The 20,728-nt window shown below is 68.4% G+C and carries 15 protein-coding genes; 8 read left to right on the top strand and 7 right to left on the bottom strand.

Annotated elements, in window-relative coordinates; translation table 11 throughout:
• Nucleotides 1–71: 71 nt before the first annotated feature.
• The 5 genes from FKV24_RS09265 (at nucleotide 72) to FKV24_RS09245 (ending at nucleotide 3,409) form a co-directional block, all read left to right on the top strand.
• Complete coding sequence (locus FKV24_RS09265; protein ID WP_141482177.1) at nucleotides 72–548, top strand: YbjN domain-containing protein; 477 nt, start codon at nucleotides 72–74, stop codon at nucleotides 546–548.
• 34 nt (nucleotides 549–582) lie between these two features.
• A complete protein-coding gene (locus tag FKV24_RS09260; protein WP_111266353.1) occupies nucleotides 583–1,062 on the top strand; it encodes an NUDIX hydrolase in 480 nt (159 codons plus the stop codon).
• Entirely contained in the window at nucleotides 1,059–2,186 is a 1,128-nt protein-coding gene (gene mnmA, locus FKV24_RS09255; RefSeq protein ID WP_111266352.1) for a tRNA 2-thiouridine(34) synthase MnmA, read from the top strand. Before FKV24_RS09260 ends, mnmA begins: the two co-directional genes overlap by 4 nt.
• Nucleotides 2,187–2,219: 33 nt before the next feature.
• Complete coding sequence (gene hflD / locus FKV24_RS09250; RefSeq protein ID WP_111266351.1) at nucleotides 2,220–2,870, top strand: high frequency lysogenization protein HflD; 651 nt, start codon at nucleotides 2,220–2,222, stop codon at nucleotides 2,868–2,870.
• A gap of 152 nt (nucleotides 2,871–3,022) precedes the next feature.
• Complete coding sequence (locus FKV24_RS09245) at nucleotides 3,023–3,409, top strand: hypothetical protein (protein ID WP_141482176.1); 387 nt, start codon at nucleotides 3,023–3,025, stop codon at nucleotides 3,407–3,409.
• On the opposite strand, the gene acnB is transcribed toward FKV24_RS09245, so the two are convergent.
• Nucleotides 3,349–5,940 (bottom strand): bifunctional aconitate hydratase 2/2-methylisocitrate dehydratase, encoded by a 2,592-nt coding sequence (acnB, locus tag FKV24_RS09240; protein ID WP_141482175.1) that lies wholly within the window; start codon nucleotides 5,938–5,940, stop codon nucleotides 3,349–3,351. The genes FKV24_RS09245 and acnB overlap by 61 nt on opposite strands.
• Nucleotides 5,941–6,355: 415 nt before the next feature.
• Between acnB and acnA the strand changes: the two genes are divergently transcribed.
• Complete coding sequence (gene acnA / locus FKV24_RS09235) at nucleotides 6,356–9,109, top strand: aconitate hydratase AcnA (protein WP_141482174.1); 2,754 nt, start codon at nucleotides 6,356–6,358, stop codon at nucleotides 9,107–9,109.
• A 249-nt stretch (nucleotides 9,110–9,358) separates the two neighbouring features.
• Here acnA and FKV24_RS09230 read toward each other — a convergent pair whose 3' ends face one another.
• Complete coding sequence (locus tag FKV24_RS09230; protein ID WP_141482173.1) at nucleotides 9,359–9,805, bottom strand: nuclear transport factor 2 family protein; 447 nt, start codon at nucleotides 9,803–9,805, stop codon at nucleotides 9,359–9,361.
• A gap of 182 nt (nucleotides 9,806–9,987) precedes the next feature.
• Between FKV24_RS09230 and FKV24_RS09225 the strand changes: the two genes are divergently transcribed.
• Both FKV24_RS09225 and FKV24_RS09220 read left to right on the top strand, forming a co-directional pair.
• Nucleotides 9,988–11,667: a long-chain fatty acid--CoA ligase gene (locus tag FKV24_RS09225; RefSeq protein WP_141482172.1), complete on the top strand. Its 1,680-nt coding sequence runs from the start codon at nucleotides 9,988–9,990 to the stop codon at nucleotides 11,665–11,667.
• Nucleotides 11,668–11,903: 236 nt separating this feature from the next.
• Nucleotides 11,904–12,776: a crotonase/enoyl-CoA hydratase family protein gene (locus tag FKV24_RS09220; RefSeq protein ID WP_141482171.1), complete on the top strand. Its 873-nt coding sequence runs from the start codon at nucleotides 11,904–11,906 to the stop codon at nucleotides 12,774–12,776.
• Nucleotides 12,777–12,857: 81 nt separating this feature from the next.
• Here FKV24_RS09220 and FKV24_RS09215 read toward each other — a convergent pair whose 3' ends face one another.
• The 5 genes from FKV24_RS09215 to recJ all read right to left on the bottom strand — a co-directional run bounded on the left by FKV24_RS09215 (nucleotide 12,858) and on the right by recJ (nucleotide 20,727).
• Nucleotides 12,858–15,038 (bottom strand): response regulator, encoded by a 2,181-nt coding sequence (locus tag FKV24_RS09215; protein ID WP_141482170.1) that lies wholly within the window; start codon nucleotides 15,036–15,038, stop codon nucleotides 12,858–12,860.
• 5 nt (nucleotides 15,039–15,043) lie between these two features.
• Nucleotides 15,044–16,168: an HD domain-containing phosphohydrolase gene (locus FKV24_RS09210; protein WP_407067510.1), complete on the bottom strand. Its 1,125-nt coding sequence runs from the start codon at nucleotides 16,166–16,168 to the stop codon at nucleotides 15,044–15,046.
• 77 nt (nucleotides 16,169–16,245) lie between these two features.
• A complete protein-coding gene (gene lysS, locus FKV24_RS09205) occupies nucleotides 16,246–17,769 on the bottom strand; it encodes a lysine--tRNA ligase (RefSeq protein WP_141482169.1) in 1,524 nt (507 codons plus the stop codon).
• A gap of 94 nt (nucleotides 17,770–17,863) precedes the next feature.
• Nucleotides 17,864–18,992, bottom strand: a protein-coding gene (gene prfB / locus FKV24_RS09200) for a peptide chain release factor 2 (RefSeq protein ID WP_141482168.1) whose coding sequence is annotated in 2 segments (ribosomal slippage) — nucleotides 17,864–18,916 and nucleotides 18,918–18,992 — 1,128 coding nt in all. Because the reading frame shifts where the segments join, the coding sequence is not laid out codon by codon here.
• A 103-nt stretch (nucleotides 18,993–19,095) separates the two neighbouring features.
• Complete coding sequence (gene recJ / locus FKV24_RS09195) at nucleotides 19,096–20,727, bottom strand: single-stranded-DNA-specific exonuclease RecJ (protein WP_249040971.1); 1,632 nt, start codon at nucleotides 20,725–20,727, stop codon at nucleotides 19,096–19,098.
• Nucleotide 20,728: the final 1 nt, after the last annotated feature.

Genomic DNA, 20,728 nt, shown 5'->3' with positions numbered 1-20,728 from the left:
GGACGCTTCCCCGCGGGCGGCGGCACAATGGGGTTTCTTCATCACCATCAATCCAAGCAGGGGGACACACGATGCGACCGATCAAGGCTTTGCTGGCGGCTCCACTCGTCTGCGGCGCGCTGTTGTGCGGCACGGTCCAGGCCGAGGACGCCTCGATCGAGCGCCAGCTCGACGCGCTGGGCTACAACTACGATGTCGACGAGGACGGCGACTACAAGATGACCTTCGAGGTCGAGGACGGTCGCACCCAGTTGGTCTTCGTGATCTCCAAGGTCGAGAGCTACGGCAAGCACAAGGTCCGCGAGGTCTGGGCGCCGGCCTATCGCGCCGAGGACAGCGACTTCCCGACCCTGGTCGCCAACCGCCTGCTGCAGGAAACCATGGAGAACAAGCTCGGCGCCTGGGCCAAGCAGGACGACATGGCGGTGTACGTGGTCAAGATCGCGGCCGACGCCTCCAACGAAGAGCTGGAGGACGCGATCGAGTATGCGACCCAGGTCGCCGACCGCATGGAAGCGATACTGACCGACGGCGAGGACGAGTTCTGACGCCGTTCCCCTTTCCCCATTCCACAGGTATCCGATGAGCTATCGCGAAGGCCGTTTCTGGCAACCCGACGTGACCGTGGCCACGGTGGTCACCGATGGCGGCCGGGTATTGCTCGTCGAGGAGATGGTGGGCGGCGCGCGGGTGCTGAACCAGCCCGCCGGCCATCTGGAGCCGGACGAGACCCTGCTGGAAGCGGCATTGCGCGAGACCCGCGAGGAGACCGGCTGGGACGTTCGCCTGACCGCCTTCGTCGGCGCCTATCAGTGGAAATCGCCGGCCGCCGCCGATGGCCGCGGCGGCCGGCACTACCTGCGCTTCGCCTTCGCCGCCGAACCGCTGCGCCACGACCCGGCGCGGCCGCTCGACGAGGGCATCGTGCGCGCCGTGTGGCTCACCCCGGCCGAACTGCAGGCCCGCCACGACGAGCACCGCAGCCCGCTGGTGTGGCGCGCGGTCGCCGACTTCCTGGCCGGCCAGCGCCATCCGCTGGAACTGGCCAGGGCCCTGGCATGACGCAGGCACGGATCATCGTCGGCATGTCCGGGGGCGTGGACTCCTCGGTGGCGGCGCTGCGCCTGCGCGATGCCGGCGAACCGATCGCCGGACTGTTCATGCAGAACTGGGCCGAGGACGACGCGCTCGACGGCGGCGGCTGCCGCGCCGAGGAGGACCGCCGCGATGCGGTCGCGGTCTGCGGCCGGCTCGGCATCCCGATCCATTTCCGCGACTTCTCCGGCGAGTACTGGGCCGGCGTGTTCGAGCACTTCCTGGCCGAGTACGCGGCCGGACGCACGCCCAATCCGGACGTACTGTGCAACCGCGAGATCAAGTTCAAGCACTTCCTCGACGCCGCCCGCGAACTGGGCGCGGAGTCGATCGCGACCGGCCACTACGCCCGGGTTGCCCGCGATGGCGGACGCCAGCGCCTGCTGCGCGGCCGCGACCGCGGCAAGGACCAGAGCTATTTCCTGCACCAGCTCGGCCAGGCCCAGTTGGCCGCGACCGAGTTCCCGCTGGGCGAGCTGCCCAAGCCCGAGGTGCGCCGGATCGCCGAAGCGGCCGGCCTGCCGACCGCGGCGAAGAAGGACTCGACCGGCATCTGCTTCATCGGCGAGCGCGACTTCCGCGAATTCCTGTCGCGCTACCTGCCGGCGCGCCCCGGCCGGATGCTGACCCCGGACGGCCACGAGATCGGCGAACACCCCGGGGTGTTCTACTTCACCCTCGGCCAGCGCGAAGGGCTGAACATCGGCGGTGTCCGCGGCTTCGAACCCGCGCCCTGGTACGTGGTCGGCAAGGACGTCGCCCGCAACATCCTCTATGTCGACCAGGGCGCCGACAGCCGCTGGCTGCGCTCCGAGCGGCTGTGGAGCGAGACCGCGCACTGGATTGCGGGTGCGCCGCCGGCCGCGCGCTTTCGCTGCACCGCCCAGGTCCGCTACCGCCAGCACGACCAGGCCTGCGAGGTCGAGCTGGGCGAGGACGGCAGCCTGGCGATCGCCTTCGCCCAACCCCAGCGAGCGGTCACACCGGGCCAGTCGGTGGTGCTGTACGACGGCGACGAATGCCTGGGCGGCGCGGTGATCGCCGCCACCGACGCACCGCTGGAACGGCGCCTCAGGGCCGAAGCGGCCTGACCCCTCCTCCCTATCCGTTTTCGATACCGAGTGATGACCGACTCCAGCAACGACCACAGCAACCACGCGCCCGCCGACCGGACGATCGCCGACCGCGCGCTTGCCCTCGCCGGCCTGCTTCAGGCGCTGGGCCAGGTCCGGCGCATCGCCGAGACCGGCCAGGCCAATGTCGAAGTGCTGGCGACCTCGCTCGACTCGGTGTTCCGCATCGATGCCGCCTCGCCGGCCGAGGTCTATGGCGGTACCGCCGCACTGCGTCCGGGCCTGACCCTGCTGCGCGAGTACTTCACCAGCCGGCTGAAGGACGAGCAGCTGCCAAGGCTGGCGCTGGCGGTGATCCAGCTCGAGCGCCGCTTCGTCGCCGACCCGGCGATGGCGCAGCGGGTACGCGACGGGATCACCGCCCAGCAGGGGGCCGCCGAGCACCAGGGCAGCACCCACCCGGAGGTGATGACGGCGCTGGGCGATCTCTATGCCGAAACCCTCAGCCACCTGCGCCCGCGGGTGCTGGTGCAGGGCAATCCGCATTACCTCGGCCAGTCGGCGGTGGTCGCCGAGGTCCGCGCCGCGCTGTTGGCGGCGGTGCGCTCGGCGGTACTGTGGCGCCAGCTCGGCGGCAGCCTGTTCGACCTGCTGCTGCGCCGTCGCCAGCTCGTCAACGCGGTCGAACAGTTGCTGCGCTGACACCGCCGCCTGTCGGGGCCCGACCGGGTCCTTCATCGCCCGCGTTTCCGAACCGCAGGCGGTTGCCATGCTCAACTGCGCCGGCCCCGTCCGGGGCGGCCGCGCCGGCCGCTGTGGACGCCCGCGCTCAGCTCAGCAAAAGGACTCGCACCATGTTCAAGCGCACCCTGCTCCGCGGCACCGCCGTCGTCGCGTCTGCCCTGCTGATCGCCGTCTTCGCCGCGCATGCCCACTCGCCCTACGATACGGTCGCGGTGACCCGCCACTACGACGCCGGCGGCGTCCTGGGCCATGGGCCCCTGCGGCTTCGCGCTGTACGGCGCGACCGGCGCCAGCAGCAGCACCGAGCTCATCCTGTGCCGGGACATCGACCGGGTGGAACTGCCGTACTGACCGTTCCCGCGGCACCGTACGGACATGAAAAAGCCCGGCACGAGCCGGGCTTTTTCGCGACCGCCGGAGCGGCCCCGGTCGACGCTTACGCGGCGACGGTGTCGGCGACGGTCTTGTACTCCTCGATCTGGTCGAAGTTCATGTAGCGGTAGACCTCGGCGCCGATCGAGTTGATCACGCCGATGTCGGCCATGTACTCCTCGCGGGTCGGGATCCGGCCCAGTCGCGAACAGATCGCCGCCAGCTCCGCCGAGCCCAGGTACACGTTGGTGTTGCGTCCCAGGCGGTTGGGGAAGTTGCGGGTCGAGGTCGAGAACACGGTCGCGCCCTCGCGCGCCTGCGCCTGGTTGCCCATGCACAGCGAGCAGCCCGGCATCTCCATGCGCGCGCCGGCGCTGCCGAAGGTGCCGTAGTGGCCTTCCTTGGTCAGCTCGGAGGCGTCCATCTTGGTCGGCGGCGCGACCCACAGGCGGGTCGGGATGTCGCGCTTGCCTTCCAGCAGCTTGGCGGCGGCGCGGAAGTGGCCGATGTTGGTCATGCACGAGCCGATGAAGACCTCGTCGATCTTGGCCCCGGCGACATCGGACATGGTCTTGACGTCGTCCGGATCGTTCGGACAGGCGACGATCGGCTCGACGATCTCGGCCAGGTCGATGTCGATGACCGCGGCGTACTCGGCGTCGGCATCGCCCTCCAGCAGCTGCGGATCGGCCAGCCAGGCCTCCATCGCCTTGATCCGGCGCGCCAGCGAGCGGGCGTCGGCGTAACCCTCGGCGATCATCCACTTGAGCAGGGTGATGTTGCTGTTGAGGTACTCGACGATCGGCTCCTGGTCGAGCTTGACCGTGCAGCCGGCGGCCGAACGCTCGGCCGAGGCGTCGGACAGCTCGAACGCCTGCTCGACCTTCAGCTTCGGCAGGCCCTCGATCTCGAGGATGCGCCCGGAGAAGATGTTCTTCTTGCCCTGCTTGGCGACGGTCAGCAGGCCCTGCTTGATCGCGTACAGCGGGATCGCATTGACCAGGTCGCGCAGGGTCACGCCCGGCTGCATCTCGCCCTTGAAGCGGACCAGCACCGATTCGGGCATGTCCAGCGGCATCACGCCGGTGGCGGCGGCGAACGCGACCAGACCGGAGCCGGCCGGGAACGAGATGCCGACCGGGAAGCGGGTGTGCGAATCGCCGCCGGTACCGACGGTGTCGGGCAGCAGCATGCGGTTGAGCCAGCTGTGGATCACGCCGTCGCCCGGGCGCAGCGAGATGCCGCCGCGGTTGGAGATGAACTCCGGCAGGGTGTGGTGGGTCTTGACGTCGACCGGCTTGGGATAGGCCGCGGTGTGGCAGAACGACTGCATCACCAGGTCGGCCGAGAAGCCCAGGCAGGCCAGGTCCTTGAGCTCGTCGCGGGTCATCGGACCGGTGGTGTCCTGCGAGCCCACCGAGGTCATCTTCGGTTCGCAGTAGGTGCCAGGACGGATGCCAGTGCCCTCGGGCAGGCCGCAGGCGCGGCCGACCATCTTCTGCGCCAGCGAGAAGCCCTTGCCGCTGTCGGCCGGGTTCTGCGGCAGGCGGAACAGCTCGGACACCGGCAGGCCCAGCGCCTCGCGCGCCTTCGCGGTCAGGCCGCGGCCGATGATCAGCGGGATGCGGCCGCCGGCGCGGACCTCATCGAGCAGCACCTCGGACTTGAGCGCGAACTCGGCGATCACCTCGCCGTCCTTGAGCGCCTTGCCCTCGTACGGGCGCAGCTCGATCACGTCGCCCATCTCCATCTTGGACACGTCGAGTTCGATCGGCAGCGCGCCGGCGTCCTCCATCGTGTTGTAGAAGATCGGCGCGATCTTGCTGCCCAGGCAGACGCCGCCGAAGCGCTTGTTGGGGATGAACGGGATGTCCTCGCCGGTCCACCACAGCACCGAGTTGGTCGCCGACTTGCGCGAGGAGCCGGTACCGACCACGTCGCCGACGTAGGCGACCAGGTGGCCCTTGTGCTTGAGGTCGGCGATCAGCTGGATCGGACCGCGCTTGCCGTCCTCCTCGGGCTCGAACGCGGCGCCCTCGCGCTTGTTCTTCAGCATCGCCAGGCCATGCATCGGGATGTCCGGGCGGGTGGTCGCGTCCGGCGCCGGCGACAGGTCGTCGGTGTTGGTCTCGCCGGGCACCTTGAACACGGTGATGGTCAGGCTCTCGGGAACCTCGGGACGGCTGGTGAACCACTCCGCCTCGGCCCAGCTGCGCATCACCGCCTGGGCGTGGGCATTGCCGCCCTCGGCCTTCTCCTGCACGTCGTGGAAGGCGTCGAACATCAGCAGCGTCTTCTTCAAGGCCTCGGCGGCGATGGTCGCCACCTCGGCATCGTCGAGCAGCTCGATCAGCGGGTGGATGTTGTAGCCGCCCAGCATGGTGCCCAGCAGCTCGGTGGCGCGGGCGCGGTCGATCAGCGGGTTCTTCTCGCTGCCGAACGCCAGCGCGGCCAGATAGGACGCCTTGACCTTGGCGGCGTCGTCGACGCCGGCCGGCACGCGCTCGGTCAGCAGTTCGAGCAGGAAGGCCTCCTCGCCCGCCGGCGGGGACTTCAGCAGCTCGATGACCTCGGCGGTCTGCTCGGCGGTGAGCGGCAGCGGCGGAATGCCCAGCGCGGCGCGCTCGGCAACGTGTTGGCGATAGCTGGAAAGCATGAAGACTCCCGTCGGGGTACAGCGGAGGGGACGCCCGCGCATCGACGCACGTCCTGCCTGGACAGGGCTGTCCTCGGCGGGCGCAGAAGCGGGATCGACGGGCGTTGCCGGAGTGTCGGGCGACCGCCAGGGGCTGCCCTACGACCCCGTATTTTGCCCGATCCGGCCTCTCACGGCAATTCGGAGTCTGTCTGGAACGCCTGTCGCACAAGGCTTTCAGCGCCCGAAACAGCGCCCGCAGGGGCTCCGAGCGGCCGCCATTGGACGAATGTCTCCACGCTACCTGAATGCGATGGCGCGATAATGGGCGGTGCGCTTCGCCGCCACCCGCCCTCCACGCGGCCGCGGCGTCGCCAAGCCATCGCCCCCGGGACCGCCGGGGACGCAGCCATGCCAACACAGGAGCCCCACCCCCATGTCCGACTCCTATTCCACCCGCCGCACCCTGACCGTCAACGGCCGCGAGCTGGGCTACTTCAGCCTGCCCGCGCTGGGCGAGCGCTTCGACATCAGCCGCCTGCCCTACTCGATGAAGATCCTGCTGGAGAACCTGCTCCGCCACGAGGACGGCGGCCAGACCGTCGGCGCGGAGCATATCGAGGCGGTCGCCCGCTGGGACGCATCGAAGGAGCCGGACACCGAGATCGCCTTCATGCCGGCGCGGGTCGTGCTGCAGGACTTCACCGGCGTGCCCTGCGTGGTCGACCTGGCGGCGATGCGCGATGCGGTCGGCCGGCTCGGCGGCAACGCCGCACAGATCAATCCGCAGATCCCGTCGGAACTGGTGATCGACCATTCGGTGCAGGTCGACGTGTTCGGCCGCCCCGATGCGCTCGACCTCAACGGCAAGATCGAGTTCGAGCGCAACAAGGAGCGCTACAGCTTCCTGCGCTGGGGCCAGAAGGCGTTCGAGAACTTCAAGGTGGTGCCGCCCAATACCGGCATCGTCCACCAGGTCAACCTGGAGCACCTGGCCCGGGTGGTGGTCGAGCGCGAGGTCGGCGGCCAGGCGCTGGCGTTCCCGGACACCGTGTTCGGCACCGACAGCCACACCACGATGATCAACGGCATCGGCGTGCTGGGCTGGGGCGTCGGCGGCATCGAGGCCGAGGCGGCGATGCTCGGCCAACCGTCGTCGATGCTGATCCCGCAGGTGGTCGGCTTCAAGCTGACCGGCAAGCTGCCCGAGGGCGCGACCGCGACCGACCTGGTGCTGACCGTGACCCAGATGCTGCGTTCGCTAGGCGTGGTCGGCAAGTTCGTCGAGTTCTTCGGCGACGGCCTGCAGCACCTGCCGCTGGCCGACCGCGCGACGATCGCCAACATGGCTCCGGAATACGGCGCCACCTGCGGCATCTTCCCGATCGATGCCGAGGCGCTGAACTACCTGCGCCTGTCCGGCCGCAGCGACGACCAGATCGCCCTGGTCGAGGCCTATGCCCGCGCCCAGGGCCTGTGGCACGAGCCCGGCGCCGCGGAGGCGACCTACTCGGCGACGCTGGAACTGGACATGGGCGACGTCAAGCCGTCGCTGGCCGGTCCCAAGCGCCCGCAGGACCGGGTCCTGCTCAGCGAGATGCAGACCAATTTCCGCGAGAACCTGACCGGACTGATCGCCCACCGCGCACCGCGCAACGGCGAGTCGCGGATGGACGCCGAGGGCGGCCACCAGCACCAGGCCGACCACCTGGCGGCGTTGCCGGTGTCGAAGATCACCATCCGCGAAGAAGAGGCGGAACTGCGCGACGGCTCGGTGGTGATCGCCGCGATCACCTCCTGCACCAACACCTCCAATCCGGCGGTGATGATCGGCGCCGGCCTGCTCGCCCGCAACGCAGCCAAACTGGGGCTGAGCGCCAAACCCTGGGTCAAGACCTCGCTCGGACCGGGCTCGCTGGTGGTGACCGACTACCTGCGCAAGGCCGAGGTGCTCGACGACCTGGAGAAGCTCGGCTTCTACGTGGTCGGCTACGGCTGCACCACCTGCATCGGCAATTCCGGCCCGCTGCCCGACGAGGTCTCGCGCGGCATCGCCGAGAACGACCTGGTGGTCGCCTCGGTGCTGTCGGGAAACCGCAACTTCGAGGGCCGCGTGCACCCGGAGGTGAAGATGAACTATCTCGCCTCGCCGCCGCTGGTGGTCGCCTACGCGATCGCCGGCACCATCAACATCGACCTGGTCAACGACCCGATCGGCCACGACCGCGACGGCAACGCGGTCTACCTGCGCGACATCTGGCCGAGCAACAAGGAGATCGGCGACACCATCGCCGCGACCGTCGGCCCGGAGATGTTCGCCCAGAACTACGCCGACGTGTTCAAGGGCGACAGCCGCTGGAACACGATCGCCTCGCCGGACGGCGAATCGTTCGCCTGGGAGGCGGACTCGACCTACATCAAGAACCCGCCCTACTTCGACGGCATGACGATGCAGGTCGGCTCGATCGACGATTTCGCCGACGCGCGCGTGCTCGGCCTGTTCGGCGACTCGATCACCACCGACCACATCTCCCCGGCCGGCAACATCAAGAAAGACTCGCCCGCCGGCCGCTACCTGATCGAGCGCGGCGTGCAGCCGGCCGACTTCAACAGCTACGGCAGCCGCCGCGGCAACGACGACGTGATGGTCCGCGGCACCTTCGCCAACATCCGCATCAAGAACCTGATGTTCGGCGGCGAGGAAGGCGGCAACACGCTGTACTTCGGCAAGGGCGCGCCGGAAAAGATGTCGATCTACGACGCGGCGATGAAGTACAAGGCCGACGGCGTGCCGCTGGTGGTGCTGGCCGGCAAGGAATACGGCACAGGTTCCTCGCGCGACTGGGCGGCCAAGGGCACCAACCTGCTCGGGGTGAAGGCGGTGATCGCCGAGAGCTTCGAGCGCATCCACCGTTCCAACCTGGTCGGCATGGGCGTGCTGCCGCTGCAGTTCAAGGACGGCGACAGCGTCGGATCGCTCGGCCTCGACGGCAGCGAGACGATCAGTGTCGCCGGGCTCGAGGACGGCGGCTCAAGGACCGCGACGGTGACCGCACGCAAGGCCGATGGCAGCGAGGTCAGCTTCCAGGTCAAGGTGCTGCTGCTGACGCCGAAGGAAGTCGAGTACTTCCGCCACGGCGGCATCCTGCACTACGTACTGCGCCAGCTCGCCGCGAACCAGACCGCCTGACCTCCGAAACCGGCGGAAGCCCCGCCCGTCGCAGCGCGACGGGCGTTCGGGCTCACGCGCGGCCGTGCCGCGCAATCCATTCGCCCTCACCCGCCACGGCGGCATCCTGCACTACGTACTGCGCCAGCTCGCCGCGAACAAGGCTGCCTAGTTCCCGGGAGCGGACGCAAACCCCGCCCGTCGCAGCGCGACGGGCGTTCGGGCGCGCGCGGTCATGCCGCGCAACCCGTTCGCCCTCTCCTTCCAATGCTAGCTGCGCGGCTCCCAGCGGATGCTGGTCAGGCGCCACTCGCCACCCTCCAGGCGCCAGCCGCTCTGGACCGAGTAGACCCGCGCCGCATCCGGCAGGATCCGGCCCTGGCCGCCGCTGAGCACGGCATCGAAGCCCACCGTCGCGTGACCGTCGCCCATGTCGACGGAGACCGGCCCGACGGTGACGCCGACATTGCGGTAACGCAGGAACATCCCCTTCGCCATCCGCTCCGCAGCCTTCGCGTCCATGCCGTCCGGACCGATGAACTCCGCCGACAGGGTGTCGCCGAGCACGCCCGCATCGCGGGTTTCCAGCGCCTGCTGCAATGTGTCCAGAGTCGACCGCAATGCGGTCTCCGGATCCTCGCGGGCACACCCCGAAAGCACCAGCAGACAGACCAGCAACAGCCCGCTCCAGGCCGCCGTCGACGTTCTCGGATGCATCCGCGACTCCCCGCTGCAAAGCCCCAGCCTACTGCATCGGAAGCTTCGCGGGAGTCCCGCTCGGCCGCCGTCGCCGATTGCTGCGGCCGACCTTGCCAGCCCCTAGAGCCTATGCTCCAATCCAAGCCACCGTACGCTTGCGAATCGCATGCGACGGCATCCGAAATGCATAGGGGATCGCAATGAGTGCTGACCGTCCGTGGCTGAAGCAGTATCCAGAAGGTATGCCGTCCGACATCGACGTCGATGAGTTTCCTTCTGTTGTTTCCGTCCTCGAGAACGCGATCAGTCACTACAACCAGCGTCCTGCCTTCGCCAACATGGGCAAGGCCCTGACCTACGGCGAGATCGACACCCTCAGCCGCGAGTTCGCCGCCTACCTGCTGGGCGAGCTGAAACTCAAGAAGGGCGACCGGGTCGCGATCATGCTGCCCAACTGCCTGCAGTACCCGATCGCCACCTTCGGTGTGCTGCGCGCGGGTCTGACCGTGGTCAACACCAATCCGATGTACACCGCGCGCGAGCTCAAGCATCAGTTGGTCGACTCCGGCGCCAGCGTGATCCTGGTGCTGGACAACTTCGGCGACACCGTCCAGGAAGTGGTCGCCGACACCCCGGTCAAGCAGGTCATCACCACCGGCCTGGGCGACATGCTCGGTTTCCCGAAAGGCGCGATCGTCAACTTCGTGCTCAAGCACGTAAAGAAGATGGTGCCCGACTACAGCATCCCGAAGGCGATCCGCTTCCGCGACACGCTGGAGCTGGGCCGCAAGCACACGCTGCCGGAGATCAGCATCTCGCCGCAGGACATCGCGTTCCTGCAGTACACCGGCGGCACCACCGGCGTCGCCAAGGGCGCGATGCTCACCCACCGCAACCTGGTCGCGAACATGCAGCAGGCCTCGGCCTGGGTCGGCACCAACGTACGACTCGGCGAAGAGGTGATCATCACCGCGCTGCCGCTGTACCACATCTTCGCGTTGACCGCGAACGGCTTGGTGTTCATGAAGTTCGGCGGCCTCAACCATCTGATCACCAATCCGCGCGACATGCCGGGCTTCGTCAAGGAGCTCAAGCAGGTCAAGTTCACCGCGATCACTGGCGTCAACACCCTGTTCAACGGCCTGCTGAACACGCCGGGCTTCGAGGACATCGACTTTTCCTCGCTGCACCTGACCCTCGGCGGCGGCATGGCGGTGCAGCGCTCGGTCGCCGAGCGCTGGAAGAAGGCCACCGGGGTTACCCTGGTCGAGGCCTACGGGCTGACCGAGACCTCGCCGGCGGCCTGCATCAACCCGCTGGACCTGAAGGACTACAACGGCTCGATCGGCCTGCCGATCCCGTCCACCGATGCCTGCGTCAAGGACGAGGAAGGCCGGATCCTGGCGACCGGCGAGGTCGGCGAGCTGTGCATCAAGGGCCCACAGGTGATGAAGGGTTACTGGCAGCGCCCCGACGAGACCGCCAAGGTCATCGACGCCGACGGCTGGCTGCACACCGGCGACATGGCGCGGATGGACGAGGACGGCTACTTCTACATCGTCGACCGCAAGAAGGACATGATCCTGGTCTCGGGCTTCAACGTGTACCCGAACGAGGTCGAGGACGTGATCGCGCTGATGCCGGGGGTGCTGGAGGTCGCGGCAGTGGGCGTGCCCGACGACAAGTCCGGCGAGGTGGTCAAGGTCGTGATCGTCAAGAAGGACCCCGCGCTGACCGAGGAGCAGGTCAAGGCCCACGCCCGCGAGCACCTGACCGGCTACAAGCACCCGCGGATCGTCGAGTTCCGCACCGAGCTGCCGAAGACCAACGTGGGCAAGATCCTGCGCCGCGAACTGCGCGAGCAGGCCCAACAGAGCTGACCTCGCGCCGCCCCGGCGGCCCCGTTTTCCCCACAAGCGCCCGCATGGCCCCATGCGGGCGCTTTTCGTCGTTGGCCGGGCGCCGTTTGGCGCCCCTGTTCAGCGTAGTGCTCGGCCGAGCACCACTTCAGGCCCTATACAGGCATAGAATCGGCTCGTCGGGCGCAATCTGCACATATTTCCGCCGTCCTGAACAACGCGACCGGCCGGGACGGCTCCTGCACGGAGGTTCCGCCATGTCTGCTGTCCACCCGTTTTCCCACTCCAATGTCGGCCCCACCCTGCGCGTGATCGAAGAAACGCTGCGCGACGTGTACTGGTGCTTCATGCATGCCGACACCCTGCCCGGCCACCGCGCCTGCTTCACCCGCGCCCTGGTCGACGACATCCTCGACTACCAGCGCAGCCTGGGCATGCGCCTGCAGGCCCGGACCGATACCAACGGTTCCCTGCCCCACGTGGTGCTGGCATCGGACAGTCACGCCTTCAACCTCGGCGGCGATCTGGACCTGTTCTGCCGGCTGATCCGGGCGCGCGACCGCGAGGGCCTGCTCGCCTACGCGAGCCAGTGCGTGCGCGGCGTGCACGCCTTCCACGTCGGCCTCAACGCCAATGCCCACACCATCGCGCTGATCCAGGGCGATGCGCTGGGCGGCGGTTTCGAGGCCGCGCTGAGCTGCAACACCATCGTCGCCGAGGAAGGCGCCCTGATGGGCCTGCCCGAGGTGCTGTTCGACCTGTTCCCGGGCATGGGCGCCTATTCATTCCTGTGCAAGCGGATCGCTCCGCACCAGGCCGAGAAGCTGATGCTGGAAGGCAACGTGTACACCAGCGAGGACATGCACCGGATGGGGCTGGTCGACGTACTGGTGCCGCAGGGCGAGGGTGTCGCGGCGGTGGAAGAGGTCATCCGCGCCAACCGCCGCATTCCCCATGCCCGTGCGGCGATGCACCGCGTTCGCCAGATGGCTCAGCCCGTCACGCTCGACGAGTTGATGCAGATCACCGAGACCTGGGTCGATACCGCGCTGCAACTGGGTGAGAAGTCGCTGCGGACCATGGACCGGTTGGTACGCGCACAGGTCCGTCGGGGCAAGGCAGCGGCCTGATCGGCGTGGCAACGTCGACGGGGGATCAGGCCCGGCAAGGGCGAATGCCGGGCCCTTCCCGCTGTCGCGCAACCACCGGATTCAGGCATCCGGACGGGCGCCGTCGCGTTGGCCGTGTTGCCATTTGCGCGCCTCCAGCAGTTCGCGGCCCTGCTCGAAACGCTGCCCAAGCTCCTCGTGGCGGCGACGCCACTCGCGCTCCAGTTGCCAGTCGGGCATACGCATCGCCTCGCCGCTGAGCGCCGCCAGCTTGATCAGGCCCAGGTTGCTTCCCACCCCCTTGAGGGCGTGCGCCTGGTCGCGCAGCTTCTCCCAGCGGCCGCTCTCCCCGGCGGTCCCGATTCCCTGCAGACACTCGCTCGCGTCGCGCAGGCACTGGCCGATGAACTCGCGCTCGAAGCCTTCGCCCATCCCCAACCCGCTGAGCTCGTCCAGCACCGTGGCGTCGAACACGCTGTCGGTGGACGGCAGCTTCTCGCGCAAGGTCAGCATCGGAGCCGAGGTCGCGTCACTGCCGCCGGCAACGCTGGCCAGGGTATCCAGCAACCGGGCAGTCGCCGCGGGCTTGGACAGGAACGCCCGCGCACCGGCCTCTTCGCAGGCACGGATCGATTCGGGGGTGACATCCGCGCTGAGGATCACCACCGGCGTCAACGCCCCGCTGCCGGCCTGCATCACCCGCAACTGACGCAGCAGATCCAGTCCGCTGATGTCCGGCATGTGCAGGTCGGTGATGATCATGTCGAAATCGGCCACGGCAACCGCTTCAAGCACTTCCTCGCCGCCATCGACGGTGGTGACCCGGTGTCCGGCCTTCTCCAGCAGTCGCTGCAGCACGCTGCGATTGGCGGCGTGATCGTCGGCGATCAGGATCGACAGGCTGCGGACACGGGCCCGGTGGCGCAGGAACGGGTCGCTGAAGGCGATCACGTTGCCCTGGGAATCGGACACCTCCGCGACCGGCTCGGGCTCGGCGTCGACCGGAGCCACCGGCCGGGCGGTCCTGCTCGGCAGCGCAAACGGCACCTCGACCCAGAACCGGCTGCCCTGCCCCTCGGTGCTTTCGAAGCCGATGCTGCCGCCCATCGCCTCGGTCAGGCCCTTGGCGATGGTGGTGCCCAGGCCGGTACCGCCATGACGGCGCGCCAGACCGACGTCCGCCTGCTCGAAGGCTTCGAACAGGCGCTGCCGGGTCGCCTCGGGAATGCCGATACCGGTATCGGTGATGTTGAAGCGCAACCGCGTCCAGCCCGGCTCGCCGCCCACGCGAACGACTTCCAGCCTCACATAGCCGTGGTCGGTGAACTTGACCGCATTGCCGACCAGGTTCAGCAGCACCTGGCCCAGGTGGCCGGCGTCGCCGCATAGCGCGAGCGGAACGTCGGGGGCGACCGAGACCTCGTAGCGCAGGTGCTTGTTGCGGGCCTGTTGCTGCAGGATCAGACCGACGCTGTTGATGACCTCCGAAAGCACGAATTCGCTCTGGTCGAGCTTGACCTTGCCCGCCTCGATCGCGGAGATGTCGAGCACGTCCTCGACCAGCGCCAGGAGACTGCGGGTGGACGCCTGGATGGTGTCGACGCACTCGCGCTGCTCGGCATCCAACCGTGTCGTCGCAAGCAGCTCGGACATGCCCGCCAGGCCGTTGAGCGGGGTACGGAACTCATGGCTCATGTTGGCCAGGAACTTGCTCTTGGCCTCGTTGGCGCGCCGCGCTTCCTCGACCGCACGGGTCAGCGCCTGCAGCAGCGAATCGAAGTACAGCGGCACCGCGCACAGACCGAGCAGCAGGCCCCAGGACAGGTAGGGATTGCTGTGCCAATACGAAGATACCTGGATCACCGCCAGGAACGACGCGCTGGCCAGCGCGGTGGCGATACGCAGATAGCGATGTCCGTAGCGCATGCCGTTGCCGATGGTCACCCACAGGTAGACCGCGTACAGCGGCGCGGCCGGCTCGCCCTCGATGCACATGATCGTGCCCATCGCCGCGTAGTCGGTCAGCATGCCGATCCAGCGGCGCACATGGGAAACGCCGGGCCGCCACAGGATCGCCGCGAGCAGCCCCAGAGCGACGATCAATTCGCCGACCAGGATCAGCCAGGTCAGTGGCAGGGTGTCGCCGGTATCCAGGCGGACATGCCGCCATCCCAGATAGCTGATGAACAACGCGGTGATCGCGATGCGCACCAGGTCCTGCGCATGCTCGCTGTCCGGTCGTCCGGACAGACGCTGCTTGAAGCTGGAAAGGATGCCGGCCATGCCGGTCACGGCAGTCCTGGTCGCACCGAGCCGGCGGCGTAGCGCTTGCAGATCTCGTCCAGCCGCGCACGACTACGCATCAGTGCGTCCACGCAGGTCGGGTCGAACAGACGGCCGCGTTCGGCCATCAGGTACTCCAGGGCGACGTCGATTCCCCACGGCTCCTTGTACGGCCGCGGCGAGATCAGCGCGTCGAACACGTCGGCGACGGCGACGATGCGCGCTTCGATCGGAATCTCCTCGCCGACCTGGCCGTCCGGATAGCCGCTGCCGTCGTAGCGCTCGTGATGGCGCAGGGCGATGGTGGCCGCGGTCTGGATGAAACGGTTCTGGCTGCCGCTGAGCAGCTCCTGTCCGATCACCGGATGCCGGCGCATGATGTCCATCTCGTCCTCGCTCAGCGGGCCGGGCTTGAGCAGCACCGCGTCCGGGATCGCGATCTTGCCGATGTCGTGCAGCGGTGCGGCCATCTCGATCATCCGCACCTCGTCCTCGAACATGCCCAGCTGTTCGGCGATCAGTCCGGCGACGTGCGACATCCGCTCCAGATAGACGCTGGTGCCGCGGTCGCGGTACTCGATCGCGCGCGCCAGCCGCTGCAGGGTCTCGCGCTCGCGCTCCTCGACCTCGTGCATGCTCGACAGCAGCCGCTGTTCCAGCGACATCGCCCGCTGCTTGACGCTCTCGGACTGCTGGCGCAACTGCAGCAGGTTGCGGCAGCGGGCGCGCAATTCGCGCGGACGTACCGGCTTGACCAGGAAATCGATCACGCCGGCATCCAGCGCCGCCTGGCGGATCGGCTCGTCGCCGACCACGGTCACCAGGATGATCGGAATGTCCCGGTGCAGCGGTCGACGACGGAAACGACGGGCAAACTCCAGCCCGTCGATTCCCGGCATCCGGTAATCGAGCAACAGCAGATCTGGATGGTTGTTCTCACACCATTCCAGACCGCTCTCGGCCTCACCGAAATCATGCACCTTCAGCTCCGGCGCAATGTCCTCGATGATATGGCGCAACATCGTGCGCGCCGATGTCTGGTCGTCAACGATGACAACGTTCACACTGGTCCCTGCATGCAACGTCACCTGTTGGGTGGCTATGTCGGCAGCATACCCCGCCTTTGCCACGCTTGGCAGCTTACGCCTGATCCAACCACCCTTCCATGGTCGGGGCCATTGGCGGCCCCGAAAGTGTTAAGAACGAATCAAGCCGCCGATTCCGGACGCATGTACGGAAACAGCAGCACGTCACGGATCGAGGCCGATCCGGTCATCAGCATCACCAGCCGATCGACGCCGACGCCGAGCCCGCCGGTCGGCGGCAACCCGACCTCCAGCGCCCGGATGTAGTCGGCGTCGTAATGCATGGCCTCGTCGTCGCCGCCCTCCTTCTGCTCGACCTGGGCGCGGAAGCGCGCGGCCTGGTCCTCGGGGTCGTTCAGCTCGGAGAAGCCGTTGGCCAGCTCCTTGCCGTTGACGAACAGCTCGAAGCGGTCGGTGATGCCCGGCTCGCTGTCGCTTTCGCGGGCCAGCGGCGAGACCTCGACCGGATAGTGGGTGATGAAGGTCGGCTGCTCCAGCTTGTCCTCGACGGTCTTCTCGAAGATCTCCAGCAACAGCTTGCCCCAGCCGTAGGACGGCTTGGCCGCCACCCCCAGTCGCAGGCAATGCGCGGCCAGCGCCTCGCGGTCGCGGCAGTCGGCGACGCTGATCTCGGGATTCATCTCGCGCACCGCCTCCTCCAGCCGCCAGCGCTTGAAGGCCGGGCCCAGATCGATCCTGGCGCCGTCCCACTCCATCGTGGTTGTGTCCAGCACCGCGACGGCGACATCGCGGATCAGGTTCTCGGTCAGGTCCATGATCTCGTTGTAGGTGGCGTAGGCCTCGTACAGCTCGAGCATGGTGAACTCGGGATTGTGCCGGGTCGACACACCCTCGTTGCGGAAATTGCGGTTGATCTCGTAGACCCGCTCCAGACCGCCGACGACCAGGCGCTTGAGGTACAGCTCCGGCGCCACGCGCAGGAACAACTCCAGGTCGAGCGCATTGTGATGGGTCACGAACGGCTTGGCCGCGGCGCCGCCGGGGATGTAGTGCATCATCGGCGTCTCGACCTCGAGGAAGCGACGGCTGTCCAGCCACTCGCGGATCGCGCGGATGATCCGCGAACGCTTGACGAACACCTCGCGCGCCTCCGGCGACACGATCAGATCGACATAGCGCTGGCGGTAGCGCTGCTCGACGTCGGCGAGGCCGTGGAACTTGTCCGGCAGCGGACGCAGCGACTTGGTCAGCAACCGCAGCTCGGTCGCCTTGACCGACAGCTCGCCGGTGCGGGTGCGGGTCAGCCCGCCGCGCGCGGCGACGATGTCGCCCACGTCCCAGCCCTTGAACGCGTCGTAGGCCTCACCCAGCGCGTTGGCCTGCAGGAACAACTGGATGCGGCCGGACTCGTCCTGGATCTGCACGAAGCTGGCCTTGCCCATCACCCGCTTGAGCAGGATCCGGCCGGCCACCGCGACCCGGCGGCCATCGGCCTCCAGCGCCTCGGCGGTCCAGCGCTCGGCGTCGGCGTACTCGGCCTGCAGGTCGCCGGCATGGTCCTCGCGGCGGAAGTCGTTGGGGAATGCCCCGCCCTTCTCGCGCAGCGCCGCGAGTTTGCTCCGACGCTCGGCGATCAGGAAGTTCTCGTCGGCGTGGGTGGGCGGCTCGTGCGTCTTGTCGGTCATGGGATTCGCGATCGGGGGTCAAGGAAAGAAAAGAAAGGAACGGGCAAGCCCGGAGGATAACGGGCGGGACCGGATGCGGCGCCGGTCCCGTCCCTCAGACGGCGTCGGCGCGTTTGGCGCCGACCTCCAGGCCGGCCTTGAGGCTGGCCTCGACGAAGTCGTCGAGATCGCCATCGAGCACCTTCTGGGTGTCGCTGCGTTCGACGCCGGTGCGCAGGTCCTTGATCCGGCTCTGGTCGAGCACGTAGTTGCGGATCTGGCTGCCCCAGCCGATGTCGGACTTGGTCGCCTCGACCGCGTCGCGCTCGGCGTTGCGCTTCTGGATCTCCAGCTCGTACAGCTTGGCCGCCAGCATCTTCATCGCGGTGTCGCGATTCTGGTGCTGGCTACGGCCGTTCTGGCACGCCACCACGATGCCGCTGGGCACGTGGGTGATGCGCACCGCCGACTCGGTCTTGTTGACGTGCTGGCCGCCGGCGCCGGAGGACCGGTAGACGTCGGTCTTCAGGTCGGCCGGATTGATCTCGATGTCGATGTTGTCGTCGACTTCGGGGGACACGAACACCGAGGTGAAGCTGGTGTGGCGGCGGTTGTCGGAGTCGAACGGCGACTTGCGGACCAGGCGGTGGACGCCGGTCTCGGTCTTCATCCAGCCGTAGGCGAAATCGCCCTCGACCCGGAACGTGGCCGACTTGATGCCCGCGACCTCGCCGCCGGAGACCTCCATCAGCTCGGTCTTCCAGCCGCGGGACTCGGCCCAGCGCAGGTACATGCGCAGCAGCATCTCGGCCCAGTCCTGCGCCTCGGTGCCGCCGGCGCCGGCCTGGATGTCGACGAACGCCGCGGCGCCGTCCATCTTGCCGCTGAACATGCGCTGGAACTCGAGCTGCTCGACGTCGCGCTGGTAGCCGTCGATGTCGACGACCACCGCCAGCGCGGTGTCCTCGTCGTCCTCCATCTCGGCCAGCTCCAGCAGCTCGAGCGCGCCGGCCAGGCCTTCGTTCAGGCGCCGGCTGCCGAGCACGACCTTCTCCAGCGAGGCGCGCTCGCGACCCAGCGCCTGGGCGCGCTCGGCGTCGTTCCAGATATCGGGACTTTCCAGCTCCCGGTTTACTTCCTCGAGACGTTCGACCTTGCTGTCGAAGTCAAAGATACCCCCTCAGCGCATCCAGCCGACCCTGCAGGTCGGCGACGCGCTGGCGGACGGGATTCAGTTCGATCATGAACCACCACCACCTGAAAAAAGACCGTCGATTCTAACAGGCAATCGCCGTCGCCGGCCGCCGTGTGCGGGCCGGGGTCACGCGGGCGCCAGCCGCGCCCGACTCAGACCGCTTCGCGATGCACCACCACCAGCTGCACCGCGTCGCCGCCACGGTAGTCGTCGGGCTCGAGCCGATAGGCGATGCGCACGCGGCCGGTCGGCGCCTGCCCGTCCCAGCTGCCGAAGTGGATGGCATTCAGGCGCTGGCGGCCATGGCCGAGCTCCAGCTTCAGGTGACGCTCGCCGACCACCCGCCAGCCAAGCACGTCGAATTCGCCATCGAACTGGGGCTCGGGGAAGCCCTGCCCCCACGGCCCGCCGTCGCGCAGGGCCTCGGCATTGACGCGGGTGAACTCGTCCGCCGCCAGGTCGCCGTCGCTGAGCACCACGGCCTGCAGCAACTCCGGGCCCAGAGTCTCGGCGGCGACCCGCGCGAACGCGTCGCGGAACGCCTCCAGTCGCGCCATCGGCAACGACAGGCCGGCCGCCATCGCATGGCCGCCGAAACGCTCGACCAGGCCGGGATGGCGCGCGTCGACCGCCGCCAGCGCATCGCGGATATGGAAGCCGGGAATCGAGCGCGCCGAACCGCGCAGCGCGTCGCTGCCCGGCTCGGCCGGCGCGAACGCGATCACCGGCCGGTGCAGGCGCTCCTTCAACTTGGAGGCGACCAGGCCGACCACCCCGGGGTGCCACTGAGGATCGTGCAGGCAGACCGCCAGCGGCGGTTCGCCGGCCAGCGCGACCCGGGCCACGGCGGCCTCGGCCTCGTCGGTCATCTGCTGCTGGACCGCGCGACGCTCGCCGTTGATCTCGTTCAGGGTCGCGGCGATCTCGCGGGCCTGGCGCGGATCGTCGGTCAACAGGCACTCGATGCCCAGCGACATGTCCTCCAGGCGGCCGGCGGCGTTCAGCCGCGGACCGACCGCGAAACCGATGTCGGCGGCGGTCAGGCGTGCGGCGTCGCGGTTGGACACCTCGATCAGCGCCTGCAGCCCGGCGCAGCCCCGCCCCGCGTGCAACTGCCGCAAACCGGCCGCGACCAGGGCGCGGTTGCAGGCGTCCAGCGGCACCAGGTCGGCAACGGTACCGACCGCGACCAGGTCCAGCAGCGCGGTCAGATCCGGACGCGCCCGCGCATCGCTGTCGCGACGGTCGTGAAGGTGCCGGCGCAGCGCCAGCAACACGTAGAACATCACCCCGACCCCGGCCAGCATCTTGCCGGGAAAACGGTCGCCGGGCTGGTTGGGATCGACGATCACGTCGGCCGCCGGCAGGGTCTCGCCGGGCAGGTGGTGATCGGTGACCAGGACCTGCCAGCCGCGCGCCTTGGCCGCGGCGATGCCGGCGTGGCAGGCGATGCCGTGATCGACGGTGACCAGCAGGTCGGGCTGCAGCGCGGCAAGCTCGTCGACCAGCGCCGGCGACAACCCGTAACCGTGGACGATCCGGTTGGGTACCGCGTGCGAGACCCGGCGCGCACCGAGCATGCGCAGGCCGCGCACGCCCAGCGCGCAGGCGGTGGCGCCGTCGCAGTCGAAATCCCCGACCACCACGATGTGACGATCCTGGGCGATGGCCGTTGCCAGCAGCTCGGCCGCGGCGTCGACGCCGACCAGGCCGTCCGGAGGCGGCAACTGGGCGAGCCGTGGGCGTGCCTGGGTCTCGTCGAGAGCGCCTCGCGCGGCGTAGATG

Origin of the sequence: Marilutibacter maris (genome assembly GCF_006546735.2) — a bacterium.
GTDB lineage: Bacteria > Pseudomonadota > Gammaproteobacteria > Xanthomonadales > Xanthomonadaceae > Marilutibacter > Marilutibacter maris.
Note: the sequence above shows the minus strand (reverse complement) of the source record. Positions and strands in the feature narration are given on the sequence as shown.